Below are 21,975 nucleotides of genomic sequence, written 5' to 3'. Positions count from 1 at the left end.
TACAAAGAGTAAACGAATGACCGTGCCATTCGGTTCACTGCTGTGCTATCCGGTGATGCACAGCGATTCACAGCCGGCACAAACGCCGCTCTCATCCCCGGTTCCTACCGTCGAGGACCATGCCCGGCACCGTCCCGCCCGATCCGACGCTGATCGAGGTCCTCACCGCGGTCCTGTTCACACTCGCCGCGTCACTCCCGGTGGCCATCGGCATCGGGGTGGCGTTCCTGGCCGTGCGCGACGGCCCCGTCGCAGCGCGGATACGCACGCTGGCGGTGCCTGCCGCGGTGGTGCTGACGGGCGGCGCGGTGCTCCAGTTCTGCACCGCGCGGACGCCGTCCCCGGGTCAGGCCGCGATGTTCGCGGTGGCCGTGGCCGGTCTCGTCCTGTTGCGGTGCCGGCCGTCGCGGTGGCTGGCGGGTGGCACCGCGCTCGCCGGTGCTCTCGGCGCGCTCGTTCCGGCGGTGCCGTCGTCCCTCAGCGGTCTGCCGCGCACGCTGCTCACCGCCACCCATGTCCTCGGGGCGCTGATCTGGGTCGGGGGCCTGGTCGTGCTCGCTGCCGCGGGCCTGCTCTGCCGGCGTGGCCCAACCGACGCCGATGACACCACCCGCGACTGGGCGCGGACGTGGGAACGTTTCAGCGTGCTGGCGCTGTGGTGCGTCGGTGCGATGATCGTCTCCGGGGCGTGGCTCGCATGGACGCATGTCGGCTCGCCGGCGCAGCTGTTGACCACGCCGTACGGGCGGCACCTGTCCCTCAAGCTCGTGCTCGTCGGCGCGCTGCTGGCAGCGGGTGCCTACAACACCCGAGTGCTGTTGCCTCGCATCCGCGCCGCGCAGGCCGACGGCGACACCCGGACGGCACTCCGGGTGGCCGTACACCACTTCCCGGCGGTGGTCGCCGCCGAGTCGGCGGTCGCCATCGCGATCCTGACCGTCGTGCCGTTCCTGCGCGGGTCGGCCCGCAGCCAGGCCGGCGGCGCGGCGGCCGGCCCCTTCGATCTCACGGTGTTCGGTTGCGGCGCCGTCCTTGTCGCGCTCACCGCGGCGGCGCTGTGGGCCGGGACCCGAGTCCCGACACGAACTCCCGGGCCTCCTCGAACGTCGGCAGCAGCCCGGCCTCGCGCACCTGCGCCAGCGACGGCGCCGCCCGGTCGCGGTCGGACAGGATGAGTTCGCCGTCGAACGGCCAATCGATGCCCAGTGCCTGGTCAAGCGCGTTGACGGTGTGCTCGCGCGCCGGGTCGTACCCGGCGGAACACAGATAGGTCACCACCGAATCATCCTGCAACGCAAGGAAAGCGTGGCCCAGCCCCTCGGACAGGTAGACGGCCCGGTGCGTCTGGTCGTCCAGCCGCACCGCGTCCCAGCTGCCGAACGTGGCTGAGCCGACCCGGATGTCGACTGCCACGTCGTACACCGCGCCCCGCACGCACGTCACGTACTTGGCCTGGCCCGGCGGAACCTGCGCGAAATGCACGCCGCGCAGCACCCCGGCCCGCGAGACCGAACAGTTGGCCTGCCGCAGATCCAGCCGGTGCCCGGTCATCGCGGTGAACTCCGCATCGGTGAACCATTCGAAGAACGCGCCGCGCGAATCGGCGTGCACCGCCGGCGTCAGCTCCCACGCGCCGGTGACGGCGAGTTCGCGCACCCTCATCCCTCACGCACCCGGTAGCGCGCCTCCACCGCGTCCTTCAAAGGCGCCCACCAGGATTCGTTGTCCCGGTACCACGCGATGGTGTCGCGCAACCCCGCCTCGAAGTCGGTGTGCGACGGGGCCCAGCCCAGCTCGTCGCGCAGCGGCGACGGGTCGATCGCATACCGCAGGTCGTGCCCGGCGCGATCGGTGACGTGGTCAAAGTCGTCGGGGGACCGGTCCATCAGCCGAAGGATCGTGCGCATCACCGTCAAGTTGTCCCGCTCACCATCGGCGCCGATCAGATATGTGCGGCCGATCGCGCCGTCGGTCAGGATGCGCCACACCGCGCTGTTGTGGTCCTCGACGTGGATCCAGTCGCGAACGTTGGCCCCGGCCCCGTAGAGCCTGGGCCGACGCCCGGTCAGGATGTTGGTTATCTGGCGCGGGATGAACTTCTCCACATGCTGATACGGGCCGTAGTTGTTCGAGCAGTTCGACAGTGTCGCGGCCACGCCGTAGGAGCGCACCCAGGCGCGCACCAGCATGTCGGAGGCGGCCTTGGTCGACGAGTACGGGCTCGACGGGTTGTACGGCGTCGCCTCGGTGAATCGGACCGGATCGCCCAGCGGCAGGTCGCCGTACACCTCGTCTGTCGAGATGTGGTGCAGCCGAACATTGTTGCGCCGCACCGCTTCGAGCACCGTGAAGGTGCCCAGCACGTTCGACCGGACGAACGGTTCCGGGTCGGCCAGGGCGTTGTCGACGTGGGTCTCGGCGGCGAAGTGCACGACGGCGTCGGACTCGGTGACGAGCTTCTCGACGAGCGCGGCGTCGGTGATGTCGCCTTCGACCAACCGCACGTCGTCGTGCACCGGGGCCAACGACTCGCGGCTACCCGCGTAGGTGAACGCGTCGAGCACCGTGACACGCACGTCGCGGCATTCCCGCACCGTGGCATGGACGAAGTTGGCGCCGATGAAGCCGGCGCCTCCGGTGACCAGCAATCGCATGACTGTTGACCCTATCGGGCGCAATCGATCTTGACCGGCCGCCGTCTGTGGTCTGCTGTCACCGACGGCAGCGTGACGAAGGGGAACACGACATGCGCACACCGGCACTGATCTGTGTAGTCGCGGCGGTGACGATCGGGCTGACCGGCTGCGGGTCGGGCGAGAAGACCGACTCCGCCACGTCGCCACCGTCGGCCGCGTCATCGTCGGCGCCGGCGAGCACCACGTCATCGACCGGGGCGAAGCTCACCATCGCCGAGTACCTGAGGCAGAAGAACATCCGGCAGACGATGGTCAAGCGCGGCGACCCGGGGGCACCGCAACTGAACCTGCCGATGCCACCCGGCTGGGCGAACGTCGGCCGCGACACCCCGCCGGACGCCTACGGCGCCATCTACCTGCAGGCCGGGGGACAGACGCCGAACCCGCCGGCGATCATCGCGCGGATGGCGCGGCTGGACGGTGACGTCGACGTGGCCAAGCTGCTCGAGTACGCGCCGACGGCGGTGACGCGGGCGCCCGGGTGGGACGGTCCCACGACGGGCCGACCGAGCACCCTCGGCGGCTTCGACGCGGTGCAGATCGCCGGGACCGCGACCATCGACGGCGCCCAGACGTTCGTCGCGCGCAAGACGGTCGTGATCACGGCGCCCGAGAACGTCTACCTGCTCGCGCTCGACGCGCAGGGACCGGTCGATCAGCAGTCGGCGCTGGTGAAGGCGATGACGCTGATCGACGAACAGACGACGATTCAGCCCTGATCCAGGCCCAACGGGCCGGCCAGCTCCTCGAGCGTCGACAACAGTTCGTCGGCGCCGCCGAGCACCTGAATCGCGACGTGGTCGGCGCCGGCCTGAAGATGCTCGGTCAAGCGGGCGGCGATCTGGTCCGGCGAGCCGTATGCGATGACGGCGTCGATGAAGCGGTCGCTGCCGGGCCGTTCGAGGTCCTCGTCGGTGAACCCGAGCCGCTTCCAGTTGTTCACGTAGTTCGACAGGCCGAGGTAGAAGTCCACCGTCTGGCGGCCGATCTCGCGGGCCTTCTCCGCGTCGTCGGTCAGCACCACCTTGTGCTCCGGCGCGAGAAGCACGGTGGGGCCCAGCAGTTCGCGAGACTGGCCGGTGTGCACCGGAGTGGTCAGATACGGGTGGGCCCCCGCGCTGCGCTGTGCGGCCAGCTTGAGCACCTTGGGTCCGAGCGCGGCGAGAACCCGACGGCTCGTGGGCACCTTGGCGGTGTCGAGCACATCGAGGTAGTCGACCAGCGCCTGGTACGGCTTGGTGTACTGCTGGGTGTGTTCGGGATGGCCGACGCCGACGCCGAGCAGGAACCGGCCGGGGAACGCCTTCTCGATGCGGTGGTAGGAGTCGGCCACCTCGCTCGCGTCGGCGGTCCAGATGTTGACGATGCCGGTGGCCACCTGCAGCGTCTCGGTCTTCTCCAGGATGGGTTCGACGAACGCCAGGTCGGCGGCCGGCGAGGCGCCCACCCACACCGTGCCGTAGCCGAGCTTCTCGATGTCGGCGGCCTGCTCGGGCGTGACCGGCGCGCCGGTCCACACGCCGAAGCGCCCCAGAGCGGGCTTGAGCGACGGACCTTCGGTCATTTCTGCTCCTCGCATCGGTTCATGTCAGTCCCAGTGGACCGGCCAGGTCGGCCAGCGCGCCGACCACCTCGTCCGCCGACGTCAACACCTGCACGGGCACGTGGTCGGCGCCGGCGTCGAGATGTTCGGTCAGGCGCGCGGCGATCTGGTCGGCGGTGCCGTAGGCGACCACGGCATCCACCAGTCGATCACTACCCGGTTTCGCGACGTCTTGATCATCGAAGCCGAGTCGCTTCCAGTTGTTCACGTAGTTGGCCAGGTTCAGGTAGATGGCCAGGGCCCTGCGGCCGACCTCCCTGGCGCGCTCGGGATCGGTCGTGAGAACCACCTTGTGCTCCGGCGCCAACAACGCCTCCGGCCCGATCAGCTCGCGGGCGCGGGCGGTGTGTTCCGGGGTCGTCAGGTACGGGTGCGCACCTGCCGAGCGCGCCGCCGACAGCTGCAACACCTTGGGGCCGAGCGCAGCCACCACGCGCCGGTGCCGGGGCACCCCGTATTCGTCGAGCTTGTCGAGGTACTCGGTGAGCGCGTCGATCGGCTTGCGGTACTCCTGGTGCGCCTCGGGGTGGCCGACGCCGATGCCCAGCACGAAGCGGTCCGGATACGCGGCCTGGATGCGGTGGAAGGACTCGGCGACGGCGCCTGGCGCGGCGGTCCAGATGTTCACGATGCCGGTGGCCACCTGCAGCGTGGTGGTCGCCTCCAGCAGCGGCTCCACCCAGTCGAGTTCCGCGGGCGGGGAGCCGCCGACCCAGACGGCGCCGTAGCCGAGTGCCTCGATCTCGGCGGCCTGCGCCGGCGTGACGCCGCGGCCGAACGATCCGAACCGGCCCAGCGCGGGCTTCACGCGCTCGCCTCCGCCGGGGCGGGTGCCTGCAGCGGCAGGCACACGATGAACCGGGTGTCCCCGGGCCGCGACTGCACCGACAGGTTGCCGTGATGCTTCTCCACGACGATGCGCCACGCCAGGTCCAGGCCAAGGCCGGTGCCCTCGCCGAACGGCTTGGTGGTGAAGAACGGCGTGAAGATCCGCTCCACGATGTCCTCGGGGATACCCGGGCCGTCGTCGCAGATCTCCACCCGCACGGTGGTCTCGTTCTCCCGCATCGTCCGGATCGTCAGGTTGCCGTGGCCGTTCATCGCCTGGATCGCGTTGTCGATGATGTTCGTCCACACCTGGTTCAGATCGCCCGGATAGCAGAGGAGTTCGGGCAGCGTCGTGTCCTTCTCCCAGTGCAGCGCGACCGGTTTGTCCTTACCGAGCTTGTCGCCGAAGATCGTCTTGATCGTGCTGAACAGCAGCTCGTGCACATTGGCGCTCTGGTACTCCGCGCGGTCCATCTGCGAGTACTGCTTGGCGCCGGCCAGCAGCGCCGAGATCCGCTTGCTCGCCTCGGCGATCTGGTTCATCAGCAGCTCGGTGTCGATCGTGTACTTCAGCCAGCCGATCGCCCCGGGCAGGGTGGCCGAGCAGTCGACGTCGTCGATGGACGCCTCCACCCGCTCCAGCCAATCCACGTCCAGGCCCGCCTCGACGAACGTCGGCGCGTAGTCCCAGGCGCTGGCGATGCCGTGCTCGTCGAGCCAGTCGCCGATCTGGTCTTCGCGATCGGAGGTCTCCAGCGCGGTGAGCTCCTGGGACTTCGACTTGGCCACCTGCTCGGCCACCTCGTCCTGGATACTCACCAGCACCTTGAGCGCGGCCGGGGTGAACTTGCCGTCGGCGAGCATCGCGAGTTTGTGCCGCATCTTGCCCACGCCTTCGCGCAGGTCGGCCACCGCGCGCGCCGTCGCGCCGGCCGGGTTGTTGAGCTGATGGGTCAGGCCCGCCGACAGCTGACCGAGGGCGAGCAGCTTCTCCCGCTGCCCGAGGATCTGGCGCTGGCGCAGCCCGCCGACCATGTGCCCCTCCAGCAGGTGCACCGCCATCGGGAATTCCTTCTGCATGAACTCGGCGAACGCGTTCGCATCGAGTACGAAGAACCGCGACGGCCGGGTGACCCGCACCGATGCCTGATAGACGTGCTCCTCACCCGGGATGTAGGCAGACCACGCGCCGCAGTACACGCCGCGCTGAGAGGTGCGGTTGGTCTCGATGTCCACGCCGCCCGAGCGCTTCGACATCACGAGCTCACCGTCGATCAGCACGTAGAAGCAGGTCGCGGGGTCACCCTCGGTGTGGATCGGCCCCGGCTCGAAGGTGGCGATGTGGCCGTTGGCGCACAGCGTCGCGAGCTGTTCGTCGTTGAGGGCCTCGAAGAGGAACAGCGTGCGCAACTCGTCGGGAAGGCATTTCTCGCCCATGTCGGATCCTTCCGTGGTGCCCTGATCGGCAGTGAAGTAATGAAACGCGTATCGCCCGGTGTTGATTCCGCCCAGAGGCTGCCCCGGTGTAGGCCTAGGTCTCGGCCAGGTAGCGGTGCACGAGCATGACGGCCATCGACCCCTCGCCGACGGCTGCGGCCACCCGTTTGGCCGACTCGGCGCGGACGTCGCCGGCCACGAAGACGCCGGGCACGCTCGTCTCCAGGTGGTGCGGCGGGCGATCCAGCGTCCAGCCGCTGATGTCGCGCAGGTCCGGACCGGCGACGATGAACCCGTGGTCGTCACGGACCACCACACCGTCGAGCCAGTCGGTGCGGGGTTCGGCGCCGATGAAGATGAACATGCGCCCGCACGCGAACTCCTCGCGCTCACCCGTGTCGGTGTGCTCCAGGCAGATGCCCTCCAGGTGGCCGTCGCCCTTCACCGCGTGGACGACGGTGTTCGGCATCTCCTTGATGTTGTCGCGCGCCCGGATCTGCTGGATCAGGTAGTGCGACATGGAGTCCTCGAGCGTGCGCCGGATCACCAGGGTCACCGACTTCGCGGTGCGCGACAGGTACATCGCGGCCTGACCGGCCGAGTTCGCGCCGCCGATGACGTAGACCTCGTCGTCGTCGCATTCGGAGGCCACCGACGTCGTCGCGCCGTAGTAGACCCCGGCCCCGGTCAGATCCGCGCATCCGTCCGCGGGCAGCTGCCGGTACTCCACGCCCATCGCCAGGATGACCGCCCGGGTGCCGATGGCGCGACCGTCGGACAGATGCACCGTGCGGGCGACACCGTCGACCTCGAGGGCGACGACCTCGGCGGCGGTGATCAGCTCGGCGTCGAACTTCTCCGCCTGGCGGCGGGCCCGTTCGGCGAGCTGCGCACCGGACAGGCCGTCGGGGAAACCGAGGTAGTTCTCGATGCGGGAGCTCTGGCCGGCCTGCCCGCCGGTGGCGGTGCGCTCGATCAGCACCGTCTTGAGGCCCTCGGACGCGCCGTACACCGCCGCGGCCAGCCCCGCCGGACCGCCGCCGATTACCACCAGGTCGTAGAAGTCGCCCGACGGTGTGGTGGTCAGTCCCAGCGTGGCGGCCAGCTCGGCGTCGGTGGGGTCGATCAGCGTCTCGCCCTGCTCGGTGATCACCACCGGCAGCGTCATCCCGTCTTGGCCAGCGGCCTCGAGCAGCGCCGCACCCTTGGGCTCGTCGGATCGGAACCAGCTGTAGTACAAGCGATTCCGGGCGAGGAATTCGCGCACCTCGGAGGACCGGGCGTTCCAGGGGTGACCGATGATCTTCGTGTGCGGGATCGCGCGTTCGCCGGTGGCACGCCAGGCCTCGATCAGCGCGTCGATGACCGGGTAGAGCTTCTCCTCCGGCGGATCCCACGGCTTGAGCAGATAGTGGTCGAGGTCGACGACGTTGATCGCGTCGATGGCGGCGTGGGTGTCGGCGTACGCGGTGAGCAGCACGCGGCGCGCCATCGGGAAGATGTCCATCGCGGCCTCGAGGAACTCGATGCCACTCATCTGCGGCATCCGGTAGTCGGCGACGAACACCGCGACGGTCTCGCCGCGCAGCTTGAGTTCGTTGAGCGTTTCCAGCGCGTCGGGACCCGATTCGGCGCGGACGATACGGAACTTCTCACCGTAGTGGCGGCGAAGGTCGCGGGCTACCGCGCGGGAGACCGCGGGGTCGTCGTCGACGGTCAGGATCACGGGTTTACGGGGCGCTGCGGCAGGGCCTGTCATCGTGACCAATTATGCGCCCGCTGTCCAGCCGATATCGGGTCAGCCCACTCCCGCCGGATGCTCGGTGCGGATCGCGTCGACGACCTGGCTGCGGCGCGTGCGCTGAGCGCGCGCGCCGATACCGCGCATCATCTTCTGCTCCATGACGAAGTGCGGGATGTCGAACCAGAAGTGCCCGACCGGTCTGCCGCTGCCGCGTACCAGCAGCCGGGTCCAGTCCTGCTCGCGGCGCAGCACGAAGGACCAGCACCCTGATGCCTTTTCGCCGCGCTGCAGCCGCGCGTAGTCGGCGGGGGAGACCAGGACGAGATGCGATGCGGGCTCGACCGCCGCGACGATCTGGCTCGCCGCGGGTCCGTAGCGGCGCGCCAGCCAGATGGTGTCGCCGACGTCCAGCCGTTGCCATTCGGGGCGGATCTCGTCGGCGTTGTGGATGTCCGCGCCGACCGCGCGCTCGAGCAGCGAGTAGCTGTAGAACCCGCCGCGGCCCTCGCCGAGCTGAATCAACCAGGCCCACACGTCGCGTCGCGGGGCGTCGATCGTGACCGCCCTGGTGGTCCGGCACGCGTCGGGTACGACGAGGTCGTCGCCGGGCAGGGTGGCTCGCACCTCGTCGGGGCGCGCACCCCAGGTGTACATCCAGGGCGCGACGTGGCGCCGGTACAGCGCCGCGACACCGACGGCCGCCATCACGTCGGCGAGAGCCGGTCGTTGCTTTCCCATGGTGAGCTCCGCTTCCTCCGCGTCGGGGGAGGCCGCGGCCCCGGGGCGGGGTGTGGGACGCACCCGGGACCGCGACCAGGTCACCCGGCCGACTCGACCGCCACATGCCTCTCGGGCGTCACCGGTTCCTCGAGTGGAACCGTGACAGTGAGGATGCCCTTGTCGTAGCTGGCGGTGATGGCCGCTTCGTCGGCGCCGGACGGCAATGTCACCGAGCGGGCGAACGAGCCGTAGCTGAACTCCGAGCGCCCGTGAGATACCTTCTCGTCGGTGCGCTCGGCCGTGATCGTGAGCACGCCGTCGTGCACGGTGACGTCAACGTCCTCGGCGTCGACACCGGGAAGCTCGGCGTGCAGTTTGTATGTGCCGTCAGCGATGTCGTCTTCGACTTTGATGTCCCACGCATCGCTCATGTCGTTCATCCGACCACCGCGCGCCCCGGCGTACTAGGGACTGAAGTCCCCTGGAGGGAGGTCGTTGGTCCGGCGAGCCTTTCTCCTGTTCTGCCTACGGTGATGTCGTGCGGCGCGGCGATGAGCAGGGGCTGACGACGGCTGAGGCGCTTCGTCTGCTGGCCGAGCAGGGCCCTAATCGCCTTCCGGTACGGCGCGGCCGGCCGTGGTGGCAGCGGCTCGCCGCGGAGATGGCCCATTTCTTCGCCCTGTTGTTCTGGGTGGCCGGCGCGCTGGCGTTCGTCGCGGGCATGCCGCAACTCGGCGTCGCGATCTTCGTCGTGGTCGTGCTGAACGGACTGTTCGCCTTCGCGCAGGAAGAACGTGCCCAGCATGCCGCTGATCGGCTACGGCAGATGTTGCCCAGGCGCGCAACGGTTTTGCGCGACGGCGTGGCGGTGGACGTCTCCGCCGACGACCTCGTGGCCGGTGATGTGATGCTGCTGGCGGAAGGTGACCGCGTCTGTGCCGACGGCACCGTCCTGCGCGCCGATGCGCTGTCGGTCGACACGTCGGCGATGACGGGGGAGAGCGTTGCCGAGCATCCGGGCGAGGGAGAGATGCTTCACGCCGGCTGCTTCGTGGTCGAAGGGGAGGCCCGCGTAGCGGTGACCGCCACCGGCGCGCGGACAAGGCTTGCCGGGATTGCCGAACTCACCTCGGGGCAGGGGCACGCGCCGACGCCGCTGCGGCGTGAGCTGACGCGGGTTTCTCGCGTCATCGCGGTGGTGGCGATGGTAGTGGGCGCGGTGTTCTTCGGCGTCGCGCTCGTGGTGGGGATGCCGCCGTCCGACGGGTTTCTGTTCGCCGTCGGCGTGACCGTCGCCGTGGTTCCGGAGGGGTTGTTGCCCACCGTGACGTTGTCGCTTGCCATCGGCGCTCAACGGATGGCGCGCCGGCACGCCCTGGTGCGCCACCTCGAAGCGGTTCAGACGCTGGGCTCGACCACCTACATCTGCACCGACAAGACCGGAACCCTGACGCAGAACCAGATGTCGGTGGTCGAGGCGTGGACGCCGACCGGTGCGGTCACCGTCGTCGGGGAGGGCTACCGCCCGCAGGCCGAGGTGACCGCCGACCCCGAATCCCTCTGCGCCGCAAAGGCCTTGGCGTCGGCGGCACGGCGGTGTTCGACGGGCCGGATCGAACTCGTCGACGCCGCGTGGTGCCCCCGCGGCGATCCGATGGAGGCGGCTCTCGATGCGTTCGCGCGCCGGGTCGGCGCCGGCGACCGCGACGAGGGCACCGAGGAGCGCCGGTTTCCCTTCGATGCGCGGCGTCGGCGGATGTCGGTGGTGGTCGACGGGACGGTCTTCGTCAAGGGCGCGCCGGATGCGGTCCTGCCGCGGTGCGGAGTCGTGCCCGGCGCCGACGATGCGCTGAACCGGATGACCGGACGCGGACTGCGGGTGCTCGCGGTCGCCACGCGCACGGTCGGACCGGGGGCGGTGCCGGGCTCGTCGGAGACGGCTGAGACGGACTTGACCCTGCTGGGGCTGATCGCTCTGGAGGATCCACCCCGTCCGGGTGTCGGCCGCGTCCTGCGCGTGTGCCGCGCCGCGGGGATCAAGGTGGCGATGGTCACCGGCGATCACCCCGACACGGCCGAAGCCATCGCTCGTGACATCGGGCTGATGAGCGACGGCGCCGCGCTGCTGGGTTCGCAGCTGCCGACCGATCTCGACCAACTCGGCGCACTCCTCGACCACGACGGTCTGGTTGTCGCACGGGTGGACCCCGAGACGAAATTGTCCATCGCGCGGGCCTTGCAGCGTCGCGGTCATGTGGTGGCGATGACCGGGGACGGCGTGAACGACGCACCCGCCCTGCAGGAGGCCGCCATCGGCGTCGCGATGGGCAGGGGCGGCACCGACGTTGCGCGGGAGGCGGCCGACGTGGTGCTGCTCGACGACGACTTCGAAACCATCGTCATCGCCATCGAGCAGGGCCGCTCGACGTTCACCAACATCCGTCGTTTCCTGACCTACCACCTCGCCGACAACGTGGCCGAGCTCGCCCCGTTCATCGTGTGGGCGCTGACGGCGGGACGTTTCCCGCTGGCCATCGGAGTGTTGCAGGTGCTCGCCCTCGACATCGGTACCGACGTGTTCCCGTCGCTGGCGCTGGGCGCCGAGCCGCCGGACGAGCGAACGCTGGCCGGGCCGCCGGTGCGGGGTCATCTGCTGGACCGCGAGGTGATGGTGCGCGCCTTCGCGGTGCTCGGGTGCACCGAGGCGGTGATGGCGCTGCTGGCGTTCGTCGTCACGTTCCTCGCCGCCGGTTGGCGGCCCGGTGAGCCGATGCCGGGCGGCCATGTCCCGCTGGCCGCGTCCGGGGCGGCCTTCACGGCGATCGTGCTGGGACAGGCGGCCAACGCCTTCGCCTGCCGCAGCTCGACCCGCCCGGCGTGGCGGCTCCGCGCATGGACCAACCCGCTTCTGATCGCCGCCGTCGCCGTGGAACTGGTGCTGCTCCTCGTGCTGCTCTACGTGCCCGCGATCGCCGGATGGCTCACCCACACCGGGCCCACGCTCGCCGGTTTCGCCGTCGCCGCAACGGCGGTCCCCGCGGTCCTGGCGGCCGATGGGGCATACAAGTGGGCCCGGGGTCTCCCGAAGGGACCACCGGCCCTATCGGGAACGTTCGGCAGCGGACGACGCTGAGGACATGACCGACAGACTGGTGACGATGCTCGCCGCAGCCGGGGTGCTCTACGCGGCCCGCCGATACTTCCGCGACTGGGGTACGACGAAAGCCGAATCGGGTGATGCCCTGCCGGGTGACGAACTGGTCCGACCTCCGGTGCTGCAGGCCACCGAGGGAGTTTGGATCGACGCGTCCCCCGAGCAGGTGTGGCCCTGGCTGGTGCAGATGGGCCAGGACCGCGGCGGCCTGTACAGCTTCGAGAAGATCGAGAATCTCGTTGGCCTGCACTACCGCAACGCCGATGCGATCCACCCGGAATGGCAGCATCTCGCGGTCGGTGACGCGATTCGGTTGGTGCCCAAGCGCTGGCTCGGCCTCAGCGACGGGGTGACGCTGCGGGTCGTCGCCATCGCCGACGGACGTTCCATCGTGCTGCGCGCCGATCCGGCGCGGGGGAACTGGGACCTCGTGTGGTCGTTTCACCTGGTTCCGCACGGGGACAACCAGTGCCGCCTGCTGATCAGATCCCGGCTGGCTCTGCGTCATCCGGGAGAGGTGGTGTTCGCGGAGCTGATCGGGCCGCCGCGTGCGCTGGTGACGCGCGGCATGCTGATCGGCATCAAGCGGCGGGCCGAACAGCGGCGACAGGCCGAGACGGCGGCCGCGACGGCCGCTGCGCGCCTGCATGGAGTCAGCTGACCGTCAGGCCACCGTGACGTCGACCGACAGCATGTCGGCGATCGCGTGGGCTTGTGCCCAGGCGCCGTCGCGGATCATCCGACAGAGCTCGTCCACCAGGGGAGTCTGCACACCCAGCGTGGCAAGCCACGTAGACACAGTGTCGGTGATCTCCTCGGCGGTCACGCACACGGTGCGTTCGCGGTGCAGCCGGTCGGTCAGCACATAGGTCGGGCAGGCGGGGTGCGGGTGGCGGGCCAGTCGGCTCATAGTCCTCATCGTCGGCTCCCCTCGGTGCGATTCTTCGATCACACCACCGGGCCGGCGCCCACGTTAAGGCCGAAATAGCCCTATCGGTGAGTGCTTTGGTCCTTCGGTGCTGTCTATAGACACGGGGCGAGTAGCCGGGCGGTTCGAAGGAGCTCGCCCCACGTCTGCTCGACCACGCTCATCGCCGCGTGATCGGTGTCGGCGACGGTATCGCACTGGATCGCGGCGAGGAGGGCCTCAGCCAGCCGTAACGGGGCGACGTTGTGGCGCTGCGCGGTACGCACGATGTCGGCGAAAGCGTCGTCGAGACTGCAGTGCCGCAGGACCGCCAACACGCCCTCGGCCGCGCAGAGGGTGCGGCGCCCGTCGCGACGCGTCGGAATCACCGCCATGAGCTGTCCGCATCGTCGTCGATGAGGTGCACCGCGGCCTCCTCGGCCGACGCGGCACCGCCGTCGAGGCCGACGTCCTCGGCCACCAGCTCCGCGTCGTCGTCCTCCCCGAAACCTCGGTCCGGCGCCAGCAGCCGGCCTGCCCGTCTGCGGCCCACCTCGTCGCGGCGCGGGAACTCATCGGCGCGTTCGGACTCGTCCGAGAGCTGCTGTTCGGCGTCGTCGATCAAGACGTTCACCCGTGCCGCCGGGTCCGGTTCCTCCTCGGCGAGTCGTTGTTCGAGCGTCTCGAAGGGGCCGAAAGCTCCTGGAGCATAGGGCTGTTCGGGCGGTGAGTAACCCTCGTCGAGGAGATCGGCGCCACCCCGGTCAATCAGCGTGTCCTCCGGCTCGAGTTGATTCTCCGGATCGATGCTGTACTCACCGGGCGCGGGTCCGGTCGCGTAGTTCCTGGCGTTCATGACTTTCTTCCTGTCCCGCTATGCGCGCCGGTGGCGTGGACCGCGACGTCCTCGGCACGACGTTGTGTCAGCGTCATGCATCCACTGTGGCCGTGTGATCCGCCCTGAGATAGGGACTATCGGCACTCTTTGAGCCAGCTCTTGACTCCTGCGTCAAGCGCGGTTGATTCGTAATCTCGTTGGCAGCAACTGCGTCAGGAGACGGTCATGTCCGAAGGGATCTGCTCTACGGGGGTGATCGTCGGTACGGACGGATCACCGTCGGCTACGGCGGCGGTCGGGTGGGCCGTCGCCGAGGCGCGGATGCGTCGGGTCGCGCTCGGCGTGGTGCATGTCGCCGCCGGCGACACGGCCACGGACCGCGACGCTGACGACATCCTCACCGACGCGGTGTCCACCGCCTCGGCGGAACCGGCCGGCGAGGACATCGAGATCGGCAGTTCGCGGCTCGCCGGGGACCCGGTGTCGACGCTTGCCGATCTGTCGCGGACCGCAGCGATGATCGTCCTCGGGCGCCACGGCGACACCACGCGGATGCACCGACTGCTCGGGTCGGTGAGCACGGGGGTGCTGCACCACGCCCGCTGTCCGGTTGCGGTGGTCCACGTCGATCCCACCGTGTCGGCGCGGACCCGACGCCAGCCGGTCCTGGTGGGCGTCGACGGGTCACGCTGCTCGGCGCTGGCCGCGGAGATCGCATTCGACGAAGCGTCGTGGCGGGGCGTGGACGTCGTCGCGCTGTACGTCTGTGACGGAGGCGGTGGCCCGTCGGCCAACCGGGCCGAGGCGGCGGCGCTGCAGGCAGAGGCGGAATACCGGCTCGACACGGCGTTGGCGCCCCTGGGTGAACGTCACCGGGGCGTGGCGGTGCACAGGCTGATCCGCTTCGAGAGCCCGGCCCGCCAGCTGCTGATCCAGGGCGAGCGGGCGCAACTCGTGGTTGTCGGCAGTCACGGCCGCGGCGCGCTGGCCGGCGTTCTGCTCGGTTCGGTCAGCACCGCGGTGGCGCGCGAGGTGCGCGCCCCGGTGATCGTCGCGCGCCGCAGCTGAGCGACAGGTCAGGATGGCACGGATCGCTGCGAGGATCCCGCCGCGCCGGTCACGTTGGTCTGCGGATACCGCAGCACAGCGGCGACCCCGTCGGCAACGGCGATCTCATGCTCTGCGATGACCACCGACGCGTCGGTGGCGATCGCGACGAACGGGAGGACCTCGTCGGCCAGGGCGACCCGACGCGGCGCCTCCCCGAACATCGACAGCGCGTCCGCGTCCGCCGCCACCATGGTCCGGTCGTCGCCGGACACGACGGTCGCGCTGCCGAGGTCGCTGATGATCAGGGTGTCGACGGCGCCGTCGCGCAGCGCGGTGCACACAGCGGGCAGCCCTTGGACGGCGAGGTCAGAACGACGCCCGGTCTCCGATTGGTACCGGGCCACGACCATGGCGACCCGGTCGCGCCCGCGCTGGGCGAATTCGCTGTCGACCAGAACGGCGAACTTTCGTTCGTCAGCGCGGCCGCCCTCCGCGTGGGCAGGCAGCGAGACGACTCGCGCGGCGATGCGGTGCGGCAATTCTGACAGCACATCGGACCGCGACCGGACCTCGCCGCACACGAACACGAGTTCGGCATGGGATTGGTCGGCCAGTTTGGTGATCCGGTCGACGATGGCCCGCACGTTCATCCGGACCGCCTCCTCGGCGCTGTGCTGCATGTCGCCGTAGCCGTTCCAGCCTGCGCTGGCGGGCTTGTGCACAGGGAAGCCCCCGCACTGCACGGTCTCGTGTTCGACGGCGCGATCGCGGTGCACCGTCAGATCTGCGCCGAGGTGGTCTACCGCCGCGAAGATGTACGGCGGCCGGGCCGTCTCAGAGCTGAGCAGCGGCACCACGTAGGGGTAGACAGAGACCCGCAACACGGTCACCGCCGGGGGGCGGATGAGCGGCTCGTCGACCAGCACCCCCTCCCCGCCCGCGATGACCGCATGTCCGCGCCGATGCGGTGCGGGCTGGTACGTCAACACCGCCCGTTCGACCGCCTCGATCGTGCGCCCGGTGACGCCGCAGTCCTCCAGATGTTCACGGATGGCGCTCCACCGCGCCGCATCGTTCTGGGTGTCCCCGGTGCCGTCGATATACAGCGACACGAATGGGCCCGGCGCGTCGGCAAGAACGCGGAGGTGCTCAGTGCTCATGGTTGTCCTCATCTGTATGGGTCGCCGCGGTGAACGCGGCGAAGTGATCGATGCCGAAGCGTTGAAAAGCGCGCCGCCGACGCGCCGACAGCTGCGTGGACGCGGTTGCCGCGTCGATCAATTTCGGGTCGACGACGTCGAAGGACTCCCCGTGGACGGTCATGGTCGCCCGGCCGGCCGCCCTGGCGTTACGCAACCAGTCCACCCCTGTGCCGTACGGCAGCGGGATGATGACGCCGCCGGGGGTGCGCTCGGCCACCACCGGCGTTGTGTACGACCGACCGGTGCGGCGTCCGGTGTGGTGGATCACCGCCGCGTACCAGTGCCTGCGGCCCGCCACCAACAGCATCGCCGGATTCAGCACATATTTGTTGAATTGCCGTATCGCGTCGCGGGCGGGCTCGGTGATGGCAGGCATGGACCCATGCTGCGGGTCCGATAGGCCTCGATACAGGGCCGAGCGGACCGAGGCGTCGGGGACTTAGGGCCCCTTTGAGCGACTGTGTGACCTTGGTCTCTATTTCCGGCATGGGCGGTGGCAAACGATGGGCTCGAACGCCTGCCGAAAGGACCTGCCATGACACCGACGGAACCCCTCGACACGCCCGCGGCCGCACTCGACGACATCGCCTGGGAGTTCCTCTCGTCCGAGTTCGCCGGCCGGACCTACGCGGATTGGCCGCTGGACCGCCGGCTCGACGCGTTCCTGCGCCACCGCGGATACCGCGCGCTGCACGACGACGGGTCGGCCTACGGGGACCTGCTCGACCGCGTCATGGACAACATCTCGGTGGCCATCCGCACCGGCACGCTTCCCGTGACGGCGCGCCGGCAATGACCGCCGCGACGTCACTGATCCGCAAGACGGCCGACGACTGGCGGGTTCACCCGAACTTCACCGACTACGACGGCACGCGCGCCACGTTCAGCTGGGCCGCAGCCCCGCGGGTGTGTGCCGGAATGCCCGACGGCGGGTGCAACATCGCGTACGCGGCGCTCGACCGGCACGCCCACGGGCCGATGGCCTCACACACCGCACTGCGGTTCGTCACCGCCGACGGTTGGGACGGAGACCTTGCCACCCGCGATCTGAGCTACGCCGAACTGGCGCGGCTCGCACGGTGTTTCACCAACGTGCTGCGGGAGCTGGGCGTGGGTAAGGGCGACCGGGTGTTCACGATGATGAGTCGGTGCCCGGAGCTCTACGTGACGATCATGGGTGCGCTGCGCAACGGCAGCGTCGTCTCCCCACTGTTCTCCGCGTTCGGGCCCGAACCGATCGCCACTCGGCTCTCCCTCGGGGAGGCCGAGGTGCTGGTGACCACCCGGGCGCACTACGTGCGCAAGGTGGCCAAGGTCCGGGACCAGCTTCCGTCGCTCAAACACGTGCTTCTCATCGACGACGGCGCCGCAGACGGCGACGAGCCCGGCACGCTGGGGTTCTGGCGGTGCATGGCTGCCGCTTCCGATGAGGCGCCGATCACCCACACCACACCCGACGACCCGGCCCTCCTGCATTTCACCAGCGGGACCACCGGAACTCCGAAGGGAGCGCTGCACGTGCACGGCGCCGTCACGATGCACTACGTGACAGGCCTGTACGCCCTGGACCTGCACGCCGACGACATCTACTGGTGCACAGCCGATCCCGGATGGGTCACCGGGATGTCCTACGGGGTGATCGCGCCGCTGCTGCACGGCGTTACGTCGATCGTCGACGAAGCGGACTTCGATGCCGAGCGCTGGTACCGCATTTTGGCCAGTCAGGGCGTGACGGTCTGGTACACCGCGCCGACGGCCATCCGGATGCTCATCAAGGCGGGGCCGGAGCTTGCGTCCCAGTTCCGTTTTCCCAGTTTGCGTTTCGTGGCCAGCGTGGGCGAGCCGCTGAACGCCGAGGCGGTGTGGTGGGGCAAACGGGTGCTGGGTCTGCCGATCCACGACAACTGGTGGCAGACGGAGACCGGCGGAATCATGATCGCCAACACGCCTGCGTTCGACATCAAGCCCGGTTCCATGGGGCGGCCGCTGCCCGGGGTCACCGCCTGTGTGGTGCGCCGGCACGACGACGGCACGGTGTCGGTCATCGACGAACCCGATATCGAGGGCGAGCTCGCGCTCACGCCTGGGTGGCCTTCGATGTTCCGGACCTATCTGCATGCCGAAGAGCGGTACCGCAACAGCTTCGCCGACGGTCTGTACCTGACCGGTGACCTGGTAAAGCGCGATGCCGACGGATACTTCTGGTTCGTCGGGCGCGCCGACGACGTGATCAAGTCCGCAGGCCATCTGATCGGCCCGTTCGAGGTGGAGAACGCTCTCACCGACCATCCGGCGGTCGCCGAGGCGGCGGTGATCGGGGTGCCCGACCCCACAGTCGGTGAGGTGGTCAAGGCGTTCGTCGCGCTCAAGGACGGCTACCCCGCCGACGACGACACGATGCGCTCGCTGATGGCGCACGCGCGTAAGCGACTCGGAGCCGCGGTGGCGCCCAAGGTGATCGAGTTCACCGACTCGCTGCCGCACACCCGCAGCGGAAAGATCATGAGGCGGCTGCTCAAAGCGCGCGAACTCGGTCTGCCCGAGGGTGACACGTCAACCATGGAAACGACGGGGACGATGGAGACCGCCTCATGATCGACCACGATGTCGCGACCCTGCTGCTGTCCGACATGGTGCGAGTGCGGCTGATGGAGGAGAAGTGCGCCGAGCTCTACAGCGCGGCCAAGATCCGCGGCTTCCTGCACCTGTACGTCGGTGAGGAGGCGGTCGCCGCCGGGTCGCTGCGCGCACTGGAGGACGGGGACGCGGTGGTGGCCACCTACCGCGACCACGCCCACGCGCTGCTGCGGGGCATCCCGATGACCAACATCATGGCCGAGATGTTCGGCAAGCAGGAAGGCTGCTCGCGCGGCCGGGGCGGCTCGATGCACCTGTTCGACGCGCGGACCCGATTCTACGGCGGCAACGCCATCGTCGCAGGCGGGCTGCCGCTGGCGGTGGGTCTGGCGCTGGCCGACGCGCAGCTGGGCCGATCCCGGGTCACCGCATGCTATTTCGGCGAAGGCGCGGTTGCCGAGGGAGCCTTCCACGAGTCGATGAACCTGGCGGCGCTGTGGCGATTGCCGGTGCTGTTCTGCTGCGAGAACAACTTCTACGCGATGGGGACCGAACTCGCACACGAGCAGGCGCAGACCGACATGACCGAGAAGGCGGCGTCCTACCGCATCCCGGCGCTGGCCGCCGACGGCATGGACGTGCTGGCCTGTCGGGCTGCCGCCGAGGAAGGGGCGTACCACGTACGCAGCGGGGGCGGTCCGTTCTTCCTGGAGTTCCGCACCTACCGGTTCCGGCCGCATTCGATGTTCGATCCCGAGCTGTACCGCTCGAAGGAGGAAGTCGAGCACGCCAAGGAGCGGGATCCTATCCGTGTTTTCACCGAACGGTGCATCGCAGCAGGTGCGCTCAGCGACGACGACGTGGCCGACATCCGTGCGGCCGCCGAGGACGAAGTGGCCGGCGCTGTGGCCTACGCGGAGGCCGGTACGTGGGAACCGGTCGAAGATCTCACCCGTGATGTCCTGACCCCGGCGGAGGCCCTCCGATGACCAAGACGAGCTACCGGACCGCGGTGCACGACGCGATCCGCGACGCGATGACCGCCGACGAGCGGGTGCTGTTGATGGGGGAGGACGTGGGCGCGTACGGCGGAACATACGCCGCGTCCAAAGGGCTGCTGGCCGAGTTCGGCCCGGACCGCATCCGTGACACCCCGCTGTCGGAACTCGGCTTCGTCGGTATCGGCATCGGCGCCGCGCTGGGCGGGCTGCGGCCCATCGTCGAGGTGATGACCGTCAACTTCAGCCTGCTCGCGCTCGACCAGATCGTGAACACCGCTGCGGCACTGCGCCACATGTCGGGGGGTCAGTTCTCGGTGCCGCTGGTGGTCCGGATGGCCACCGGCGCGGGACGCCAACTCGCCGCGCAGCATTCGCACAGTCTGGAGTGCTGGTTCGCGCACATCCCTGGCATCAAGGTGGTGGCCCCGGCGACGGTCGAGGATGCCTACGGCATGCTCGGCTCTGCGCTCGCCGACCCCGACCCGGTGGTGATCTTCGAGCACGTGCAGCTCTACAACGCCTCCGCCGACGTGGAGACCCTGGCGCCGACCGACCTCACGCGGGCCGCGATCCGCCGCGCCGGGTCCGACGTCACGGTGATCACCTATGGCGGCTGCCTGCCCAAGGTCCTCGATGCCGCCGACGAACTCTCGCTGGGCGGCATCGACTGCGAGGTGATCGACCTGCGTTCGCTGCGCCCGCTGGACACCGGCACGTTCGTCGAGTCGGTCCGCCGGACACATCGCGCGGTCGTCGTCGACGAGGGCTGGCGCACGGGCAGCCTGGCGGGTGAGGTGAGCGCGCAGATCATGGAGAACGCTTTCTTCGATCTCGACGCTCCCGTCGCGCGGGTCTGCTCCGCCGAGGTGCCGATCCCGTACGCCAAGCACCTCGAGCAGGCCGCGCTACCGCAGCCCGAGACGATCGTCGCCGCAGTGAAATCTGTTGTGGGACAGCCCTCATGATCGAGTTCGCGATGCCGGCCCTCGGCGCCGACATGGACGAGGGCACGCTGAACGAGTGGCTGGTCAAGCCGGGCGACACCGTCTCCCGCGGCCAGATCGTCGCGGTCGTCGAAACCACGAAGGCCGCCGTCGAGATCGAATGCTGGCAGGAGGGCGTCGTCGGCGAATTGCTCGTGCCGGTGGGTCAGACCGTCTCGGTGGGAACGCCGTTGGCCACCCTGCTGGCTCCCGGTGAGGCGCCCACCGAACACCCCGCCGCGCCTGTGCCGGCCGTCGAAGCGCCTCCGCAGAGTGCGCCGGCCCCGGCGCCGGCCCCGGCGCCGGCCCCCGCCCCGGCTCCGGTACCGTCCCCGCCAACCGCCGACGCGTCCCACCGCCGGTGGGTGTCTCCTGCGGCCCGCCGGCTGGCCGTGTCGATCGGTGTCGACGTCGAGTCGCTCACCGGTACGGGGCCGCAGGGTGCGGTGGTCATCAGCGACGTCGAACACGCCGCCGCGCACGTGCAGGCCGCCGCCCCGCAAGTGGCGCCGGTGATGCCGAGCCCGCCGGTGTCGGCCAAGGAGGTCGCCGCCCGCCGCGGTGCGGAGATGCGCAAGTCGATTGCGGCGGCGATGAGCAGGTCCAAGCGAGAGATCCCGCACTACTACCTCGCCGACGAGGTCGTCCTCGACCCGGCGCTGGGCTGGCTCGCCGAGCGCAACGCGGCGCGCTCCATCACCGAGCGGGTACTCCCGGCGGTAATGCAGCTCAAGGCCGTCGCGCTGGCCGCGGACCGGTTCGGGGAGTTCAACGGGTTCTGGCGCGACACCGGCTTCGCACCCGCAGACGCGGTGCACGTCGGGGTCGCGATCTCACTGCGCGGCGGCGGTCTGGTCGCGCCGGCGATTCACGATGTGGCAGGCAAGAAGCTCGACGAGCTGATGGCCGATTTGAGCGACCTCGTCGCACGGGCCCGCGCCGGATCGTTGCGCAGCTCAGAGATGTCGGATCCCACCATCACCGTGACGAACCTGGGCGATCAGGGCGTCGACACCGTCTTCGGAGTCATCTACCCGCCGCAGGTTGCCCTGGTCGGATTCGGCAGACCCGCGCAGCGCGTGCGCGCCGTCGACGGCGGAATCCGGATCGCGACGACGGTACAGGCGAGCCTTGCCGCCGATCACCGCGCCAGCGACGGCCACCGCGGTGCGCTGTTCCTGGCCGCGATCAACGACCTCCTTCAACAACCCGACCTGCTCGAGAACTGAGAACCC

Annotated in this window: 22 protein-coding genes and 1 pseudogene; 10 read left to right on the top strand and 13 right to left on the bottom strand. The window is 69.5% G+C overall.

Annotated elements, in window-relative coordinates; translation table 11 throughout:
- Nucleotides 1-119: 119 nt before the first annotated feature.
- Nucleotides 120-935 (top strand): annotated as a pseudogene (locus tag G6N45_RS28270) (copper resistance D family protein); the annotation flags it as partial.
- A 106-nt stretch (nucleotides 936-1,041) separates the two neighbouring features.
- Here G6N45_RS28270 and rfbC read toward each other — a convergent pair.
- Complete coding sequence (gene rfbC, locus G6N45_RS26475) at nucleotides 1,042-1,662, bottom strand: dTDP-4-dehydrorhamnose 3,5-epimerase (protein ID WP_163726991.1); 621 nt, start codon at nucleotides 1,660-1,662, stop codon at nucleotides 1,042-1,044.
- Nucleotides 1,659-2,654, bottom strand: a complete 996-nt coding sequence (gene rfbB, locus G6N45_RS26470) for a dTDP-glucose 4,6-dehydratase (RefSeq protein ID WP_163726987.1) — start codon at nucleotides 2,652-2,654, stop codon at nucleotides 1,659-1,661. The genes rfbC and rfbB overlap by 4 nt, the downstream gene beginning before the upstream one ends.
- A 92-nt stretch (nucleotides 2,655-2,746) precedes the next feature.
- Between rfbB and G6N45_RS26465 the strand changes: the two genes are divergently transcribed.
- Nucleotides 2,747-3,415, top strand: coding sequence for an LpqN/LpqT family lipoprotein (locus G6N45_RS26465; protein WP_163726981.1), 669 nt, complete (start codon nucleotides 2,747-2,749; stop codon nucleotides 3,413-3,415).
- Here G6N45_RS26465 and G6N45_RS26460 read toward each other — a convergent pair.
- From G6N45_RS26460 to G6N45_RS26435, 6 genes are all read right to left on the bottom strand, one after another.
- Nucleotides 3,406-4,260: an LLM class F420-dependent oxidoreductase gene (locus G6N45_RS26460; RefSeq protein WP_163726977.1), complete on the bottom strand. Its 855-nt coding sequence runs from the start codon at nucleotides 4,258-4,260 to the stop codon at nucleotides 3,406-3,408. The two genes, G6N45_RS26465 and G6N45_RS26460, sit on opposite strands and share 10 nt — an antisense overlap.
- 19 nt (nucleotides 4,261-4,279) lie before the next feature.
- The gene (locus tag G6N45_RS26455; RefSeq protein WP_163726974.1) at nucleotides 4,280-5,107 is read right to left on the bottom strand and encodes an LLM class F420-dependent oxidoreductase; all 828 of its coding nucleotides are present in this window, start codon (nucleotides 5,105-5,107) and stop codon (nucleotides 4,280-4,282) included.
- Nucleotides 5,104-6,564 carry an ATP-binding protein gene (locus tag G6N45_RS26450; RefSeq protein WP_163726971.1) on the bottom strand — a complete coding sequence of 487 codons (1,461 nt, stop codon included), beginning with the start codon at nucleotides 6,562-6,564 and terminating at the stop codon, nucleotides 5,104-5,106. The genes G6N45_RS26455 and G6N45_RS26450 overlap by 4 nt, the downstream gene beginning before the upstream one ends.
- 94 nt (nucleotides 6,565-6,658) lie before the next feature.
- Nucleotides 6,659-8,323 (bottom strand): NAD(P)/FAD-dependent oxidoreductase, encoded by a 1,665-nt coding sequence (locus G6N45_RS26445; RefSeq protein ID WP_163726968.1) that lies wholly within the window; start codon nucleotides 8,321-8,323, stop codon nucleotides 6,659-6,661.
- Between the two features lie 39 nt (nucleotides 8,324-8,362).
- Nucleotides 8,363-9,046, bottom strand: coding sequence for a hypothetical protein (locus G6N45_RS26440; RefSeq protein ID WP_163726965.1), 684 nt, complete (start codon nucleotides 9,044-9,046; stop codon nucleotides 8,363-8,365).
- 80 nt (nucleotides 9,047-9,126) lie between these two features.
- Nucleotides 9,127-9,468: an Hsp20/alpha crystallin family protein gene (locus G6N45_RS26435; RefSeq protein ID WP_163726963.1), complete on the bottom strand. Its 342-nt coding sequence runs from the start codon at nucleotides 9,466-9,468 to the stop codon at nucleotides 9,127-9,129.
- A gap of 98 nt (nucleotides 9,469-9,566) precedes the next feature.
- Here G6N45_RS26435 and G6N45_RS26430 point away from each other — a divergent pair, with 98 nt between their 5' ends.
- Together G6N45_RS26430 and G6N45_RS26425 are read left to right on the top strand one after the other, a co-directional pair.
- A complete protein-coding gene (locus G6N45_RS26430) occupies nucleotides 9,567-12,161 on the top strand; it encodes a cation-translocating P-type ATPase (protein ID WP_163726960.1) in 2,595 nt (864 codons plus the stop codon).
- A 4-nt stretch (nucleotides 12,162-12,165) separates the two neighbouring features.
- Nucleotides 12,166-12,843: an SRPBCC family protein gene (locus G6N45_RS26425; RefSeq protein ID WP_163726957.1), complete on the top strand. Its 678-nt coding sequence runs from the start codon at nucleotides 12,166-12,168 to the stop codon at nucleotides 12,841-12,843.
- A 3-nt stretch (nucleotides 12,844-12,846) separates the two neighbouring features.
- On the opposite strand, the gene G6N45_RS26420 is transcribed toward G6N45_RS26425, so the two are convergent.
- The 3 genes from G6N45_RS26420 to G6N45_RS26410 form a co-directional block, all read right to left on the bottom strand.
- Complete coding sequence (locus tag G6N45_RS26420) at nucleotides 12,847-13,101, bottom strand: Rv2628 protein family (protein WP_163726952.1); 255 nt, start codon at nucleotides 13,099-13,101, stop codon at nucleotides 12,847-12,849.
- A 104-nt stretch (nucleotides 13,102-13,205) separates the two neighbouring features.
- Entirely contained in the window at nucleotides 13,206-13,484 is a 279-nt protein-coding gene (locus G6N45_RS26415) for an ANTAR domain-containing protein (RefSeq protein ID WP_163726949.1), read from the bottom strand.
- Nucleotides 13,475-13,945 (bottom strand): DUF5709 domain-containing protein, encoded by a 471-nt coding sequence (locus tag G6N45_RS26410; RefSeq protein WP_163726946.1) that lies wholly within the window; start codon nucleotides 13,943-13,945, stop codon nucleotides 13,475-13,477. The genes G6N45_RS26415 and G6N45_RS26410 overlap by 10 nt, the downstream gene beginning before the upstream one ends.
- A 207-nt stretch (nucleotides 13,946-14,152) precedes the next feature.
- On the opposite strand from G6N45_RS26410, the gene G6N45_RS26405 reads away from it, so the two are divergent.
- The gene (locus G6N45_RS26405) at nucleotides 14,153-14,995 is read left to right on the top strand and encodes a universal stress protein (protein WP_163726943.1); all 843 of its coding nucleotides are present in this window, start codon (nucleotides 14,153-14,155) and stop codon (nucleotides 14,993-14,995) included.
- 8 nt (nucleotides 14,996-15,003) lie between these two features.
- Here the strand turns inward: G6N45_RS26405 and G6N45_RS26400 are convergent, their stop codons facing one another.
- Together G6N45_RS26400 and G6N45_RS26395 are read right to left on the bottom strand one after the other, a co-directional pair.
- Nucleotides 15,004-16,137, bottom strand: coding sequence for an Rv2629 family ribosome hibernation factor (locus G6N45_RS26400; protein ID WP_163726940.1), 1,134 nt, complete (start codon nucleotides 16,135-16,137; stop codon nucleotides 15,004-15,006).
- Nucleotides 16,127-16,555, bottom strand: a complete 429-nt coding sequence (locus G6N45_RS26395; protein ID WP_163726937.1) for a nitroreductase family deazaflavin-dependent oxidoreductase — start codon at nucleotides 16,553-16,555, stop codon at nucleotides 16,127-16,129. Before G6N45_RS26395 ends, G6N45_RS26400 begins: the two co-directional genes overlap by 11 nt.
- A gap of 159 nt (nucleotides 16,556-16,714) precedes the next feature.
- Here G6N45_RS26395 and G6N45_RS26390 point away from each other — a divergent pair, with 159 nt between their 5' ends.
- Genes G6N45_RS26390 through G6N45_RS26370 form a run of 5 tightly spaced genes read left to right on the top strand, consistent with a single transcriptional unit; the run spans nucleotide 16,715 to nucleotide 21,969 of the window.
- Nucleotides 16,715-16,975, top strand: coding sequence for a hypothetical protein (locus G6N45_RS26390; RefSeq protein WP_163726922.1), 261 nt, complete (start codon nucleotides 16,715-16,717; stop codon nucleotides 16,973-16,975).
- The gene (gene acsA, locus G6N45_RS26385; RefSeq protein ID WP_163726919.1) at nucleotides 16,972-18,774 is read left to right on the top strand and encodes an acetate--CoA ligase; all 1,803 of its coding nucleotides are present in this window, start codon (nucleotides 16,972-16,974) and stop codon (nucleotides 18,772-18,774) included. The genes G6N45_RS26390 and acsA overlap by 4 nt, the downstream gene beginning before the upstream one ends.
- Nucleotides 18,771-19,745, top strand: a complete 975-nt coding sequence (gene pdhA / locus G6N45_RS26380) for a pyruvate dehydrogenase (acetyl-transferring) E1 component subunit alpha (protein ID WP_163726916.1) — start codon at nucleotides 18,771-18,773, stop codon at nucleotides 19,743-19,745. Before acsA ends, pdhA begins: the two co-directional genes overlap by 4 nt.
- Nucleotides 19,742-20,722 (top strand): alpha-ketoacid dehydrogenase subunit beta, encoded by a 981-nt coding sequence (locus G6N45_RS26375; protein WP_163726914.1) that lies wholly within the window; start codon nucleotides 19,742-19,744, stop codon nucleotides 20,720-20,722. Before pdhA ends, G6N45_RS26375 begins: the two co-directional genes overlap by 4 nt.
- Entirely contained in the window at nucleotides 20,719-21,969 is a 1,251-nt protein-coding gene (locus G6N45_RS26370) for a dihydrolipoamide acetyltransferase family protein (RefSeq protein WP_163726911.1), read from the top strand. Before G6N45_RS26375 ends, G6N45_RS26370 begins: the two co-directional genes overlap by 4 nt.
- The last annotated feature ends 6 nt before the right edge of the window (nucleotides 21,970-21,975 follow it).

Source organism: Mycolicibacterium psychrotolerans (assembly GCF_010729305.1).
GTDB classification, from domain to species: domain Bacteria; phylum Actinomycetota; class Actinomycetes; order Mycobacteriales; family Mycobacteriaceae; genus Mycobacterium; species Mycobacterium psychrotolerans.
Note: the sequence above shows the minus strand (reverse complement) of the source record. Positions and strands in the feature narration are given on the sequence as shown.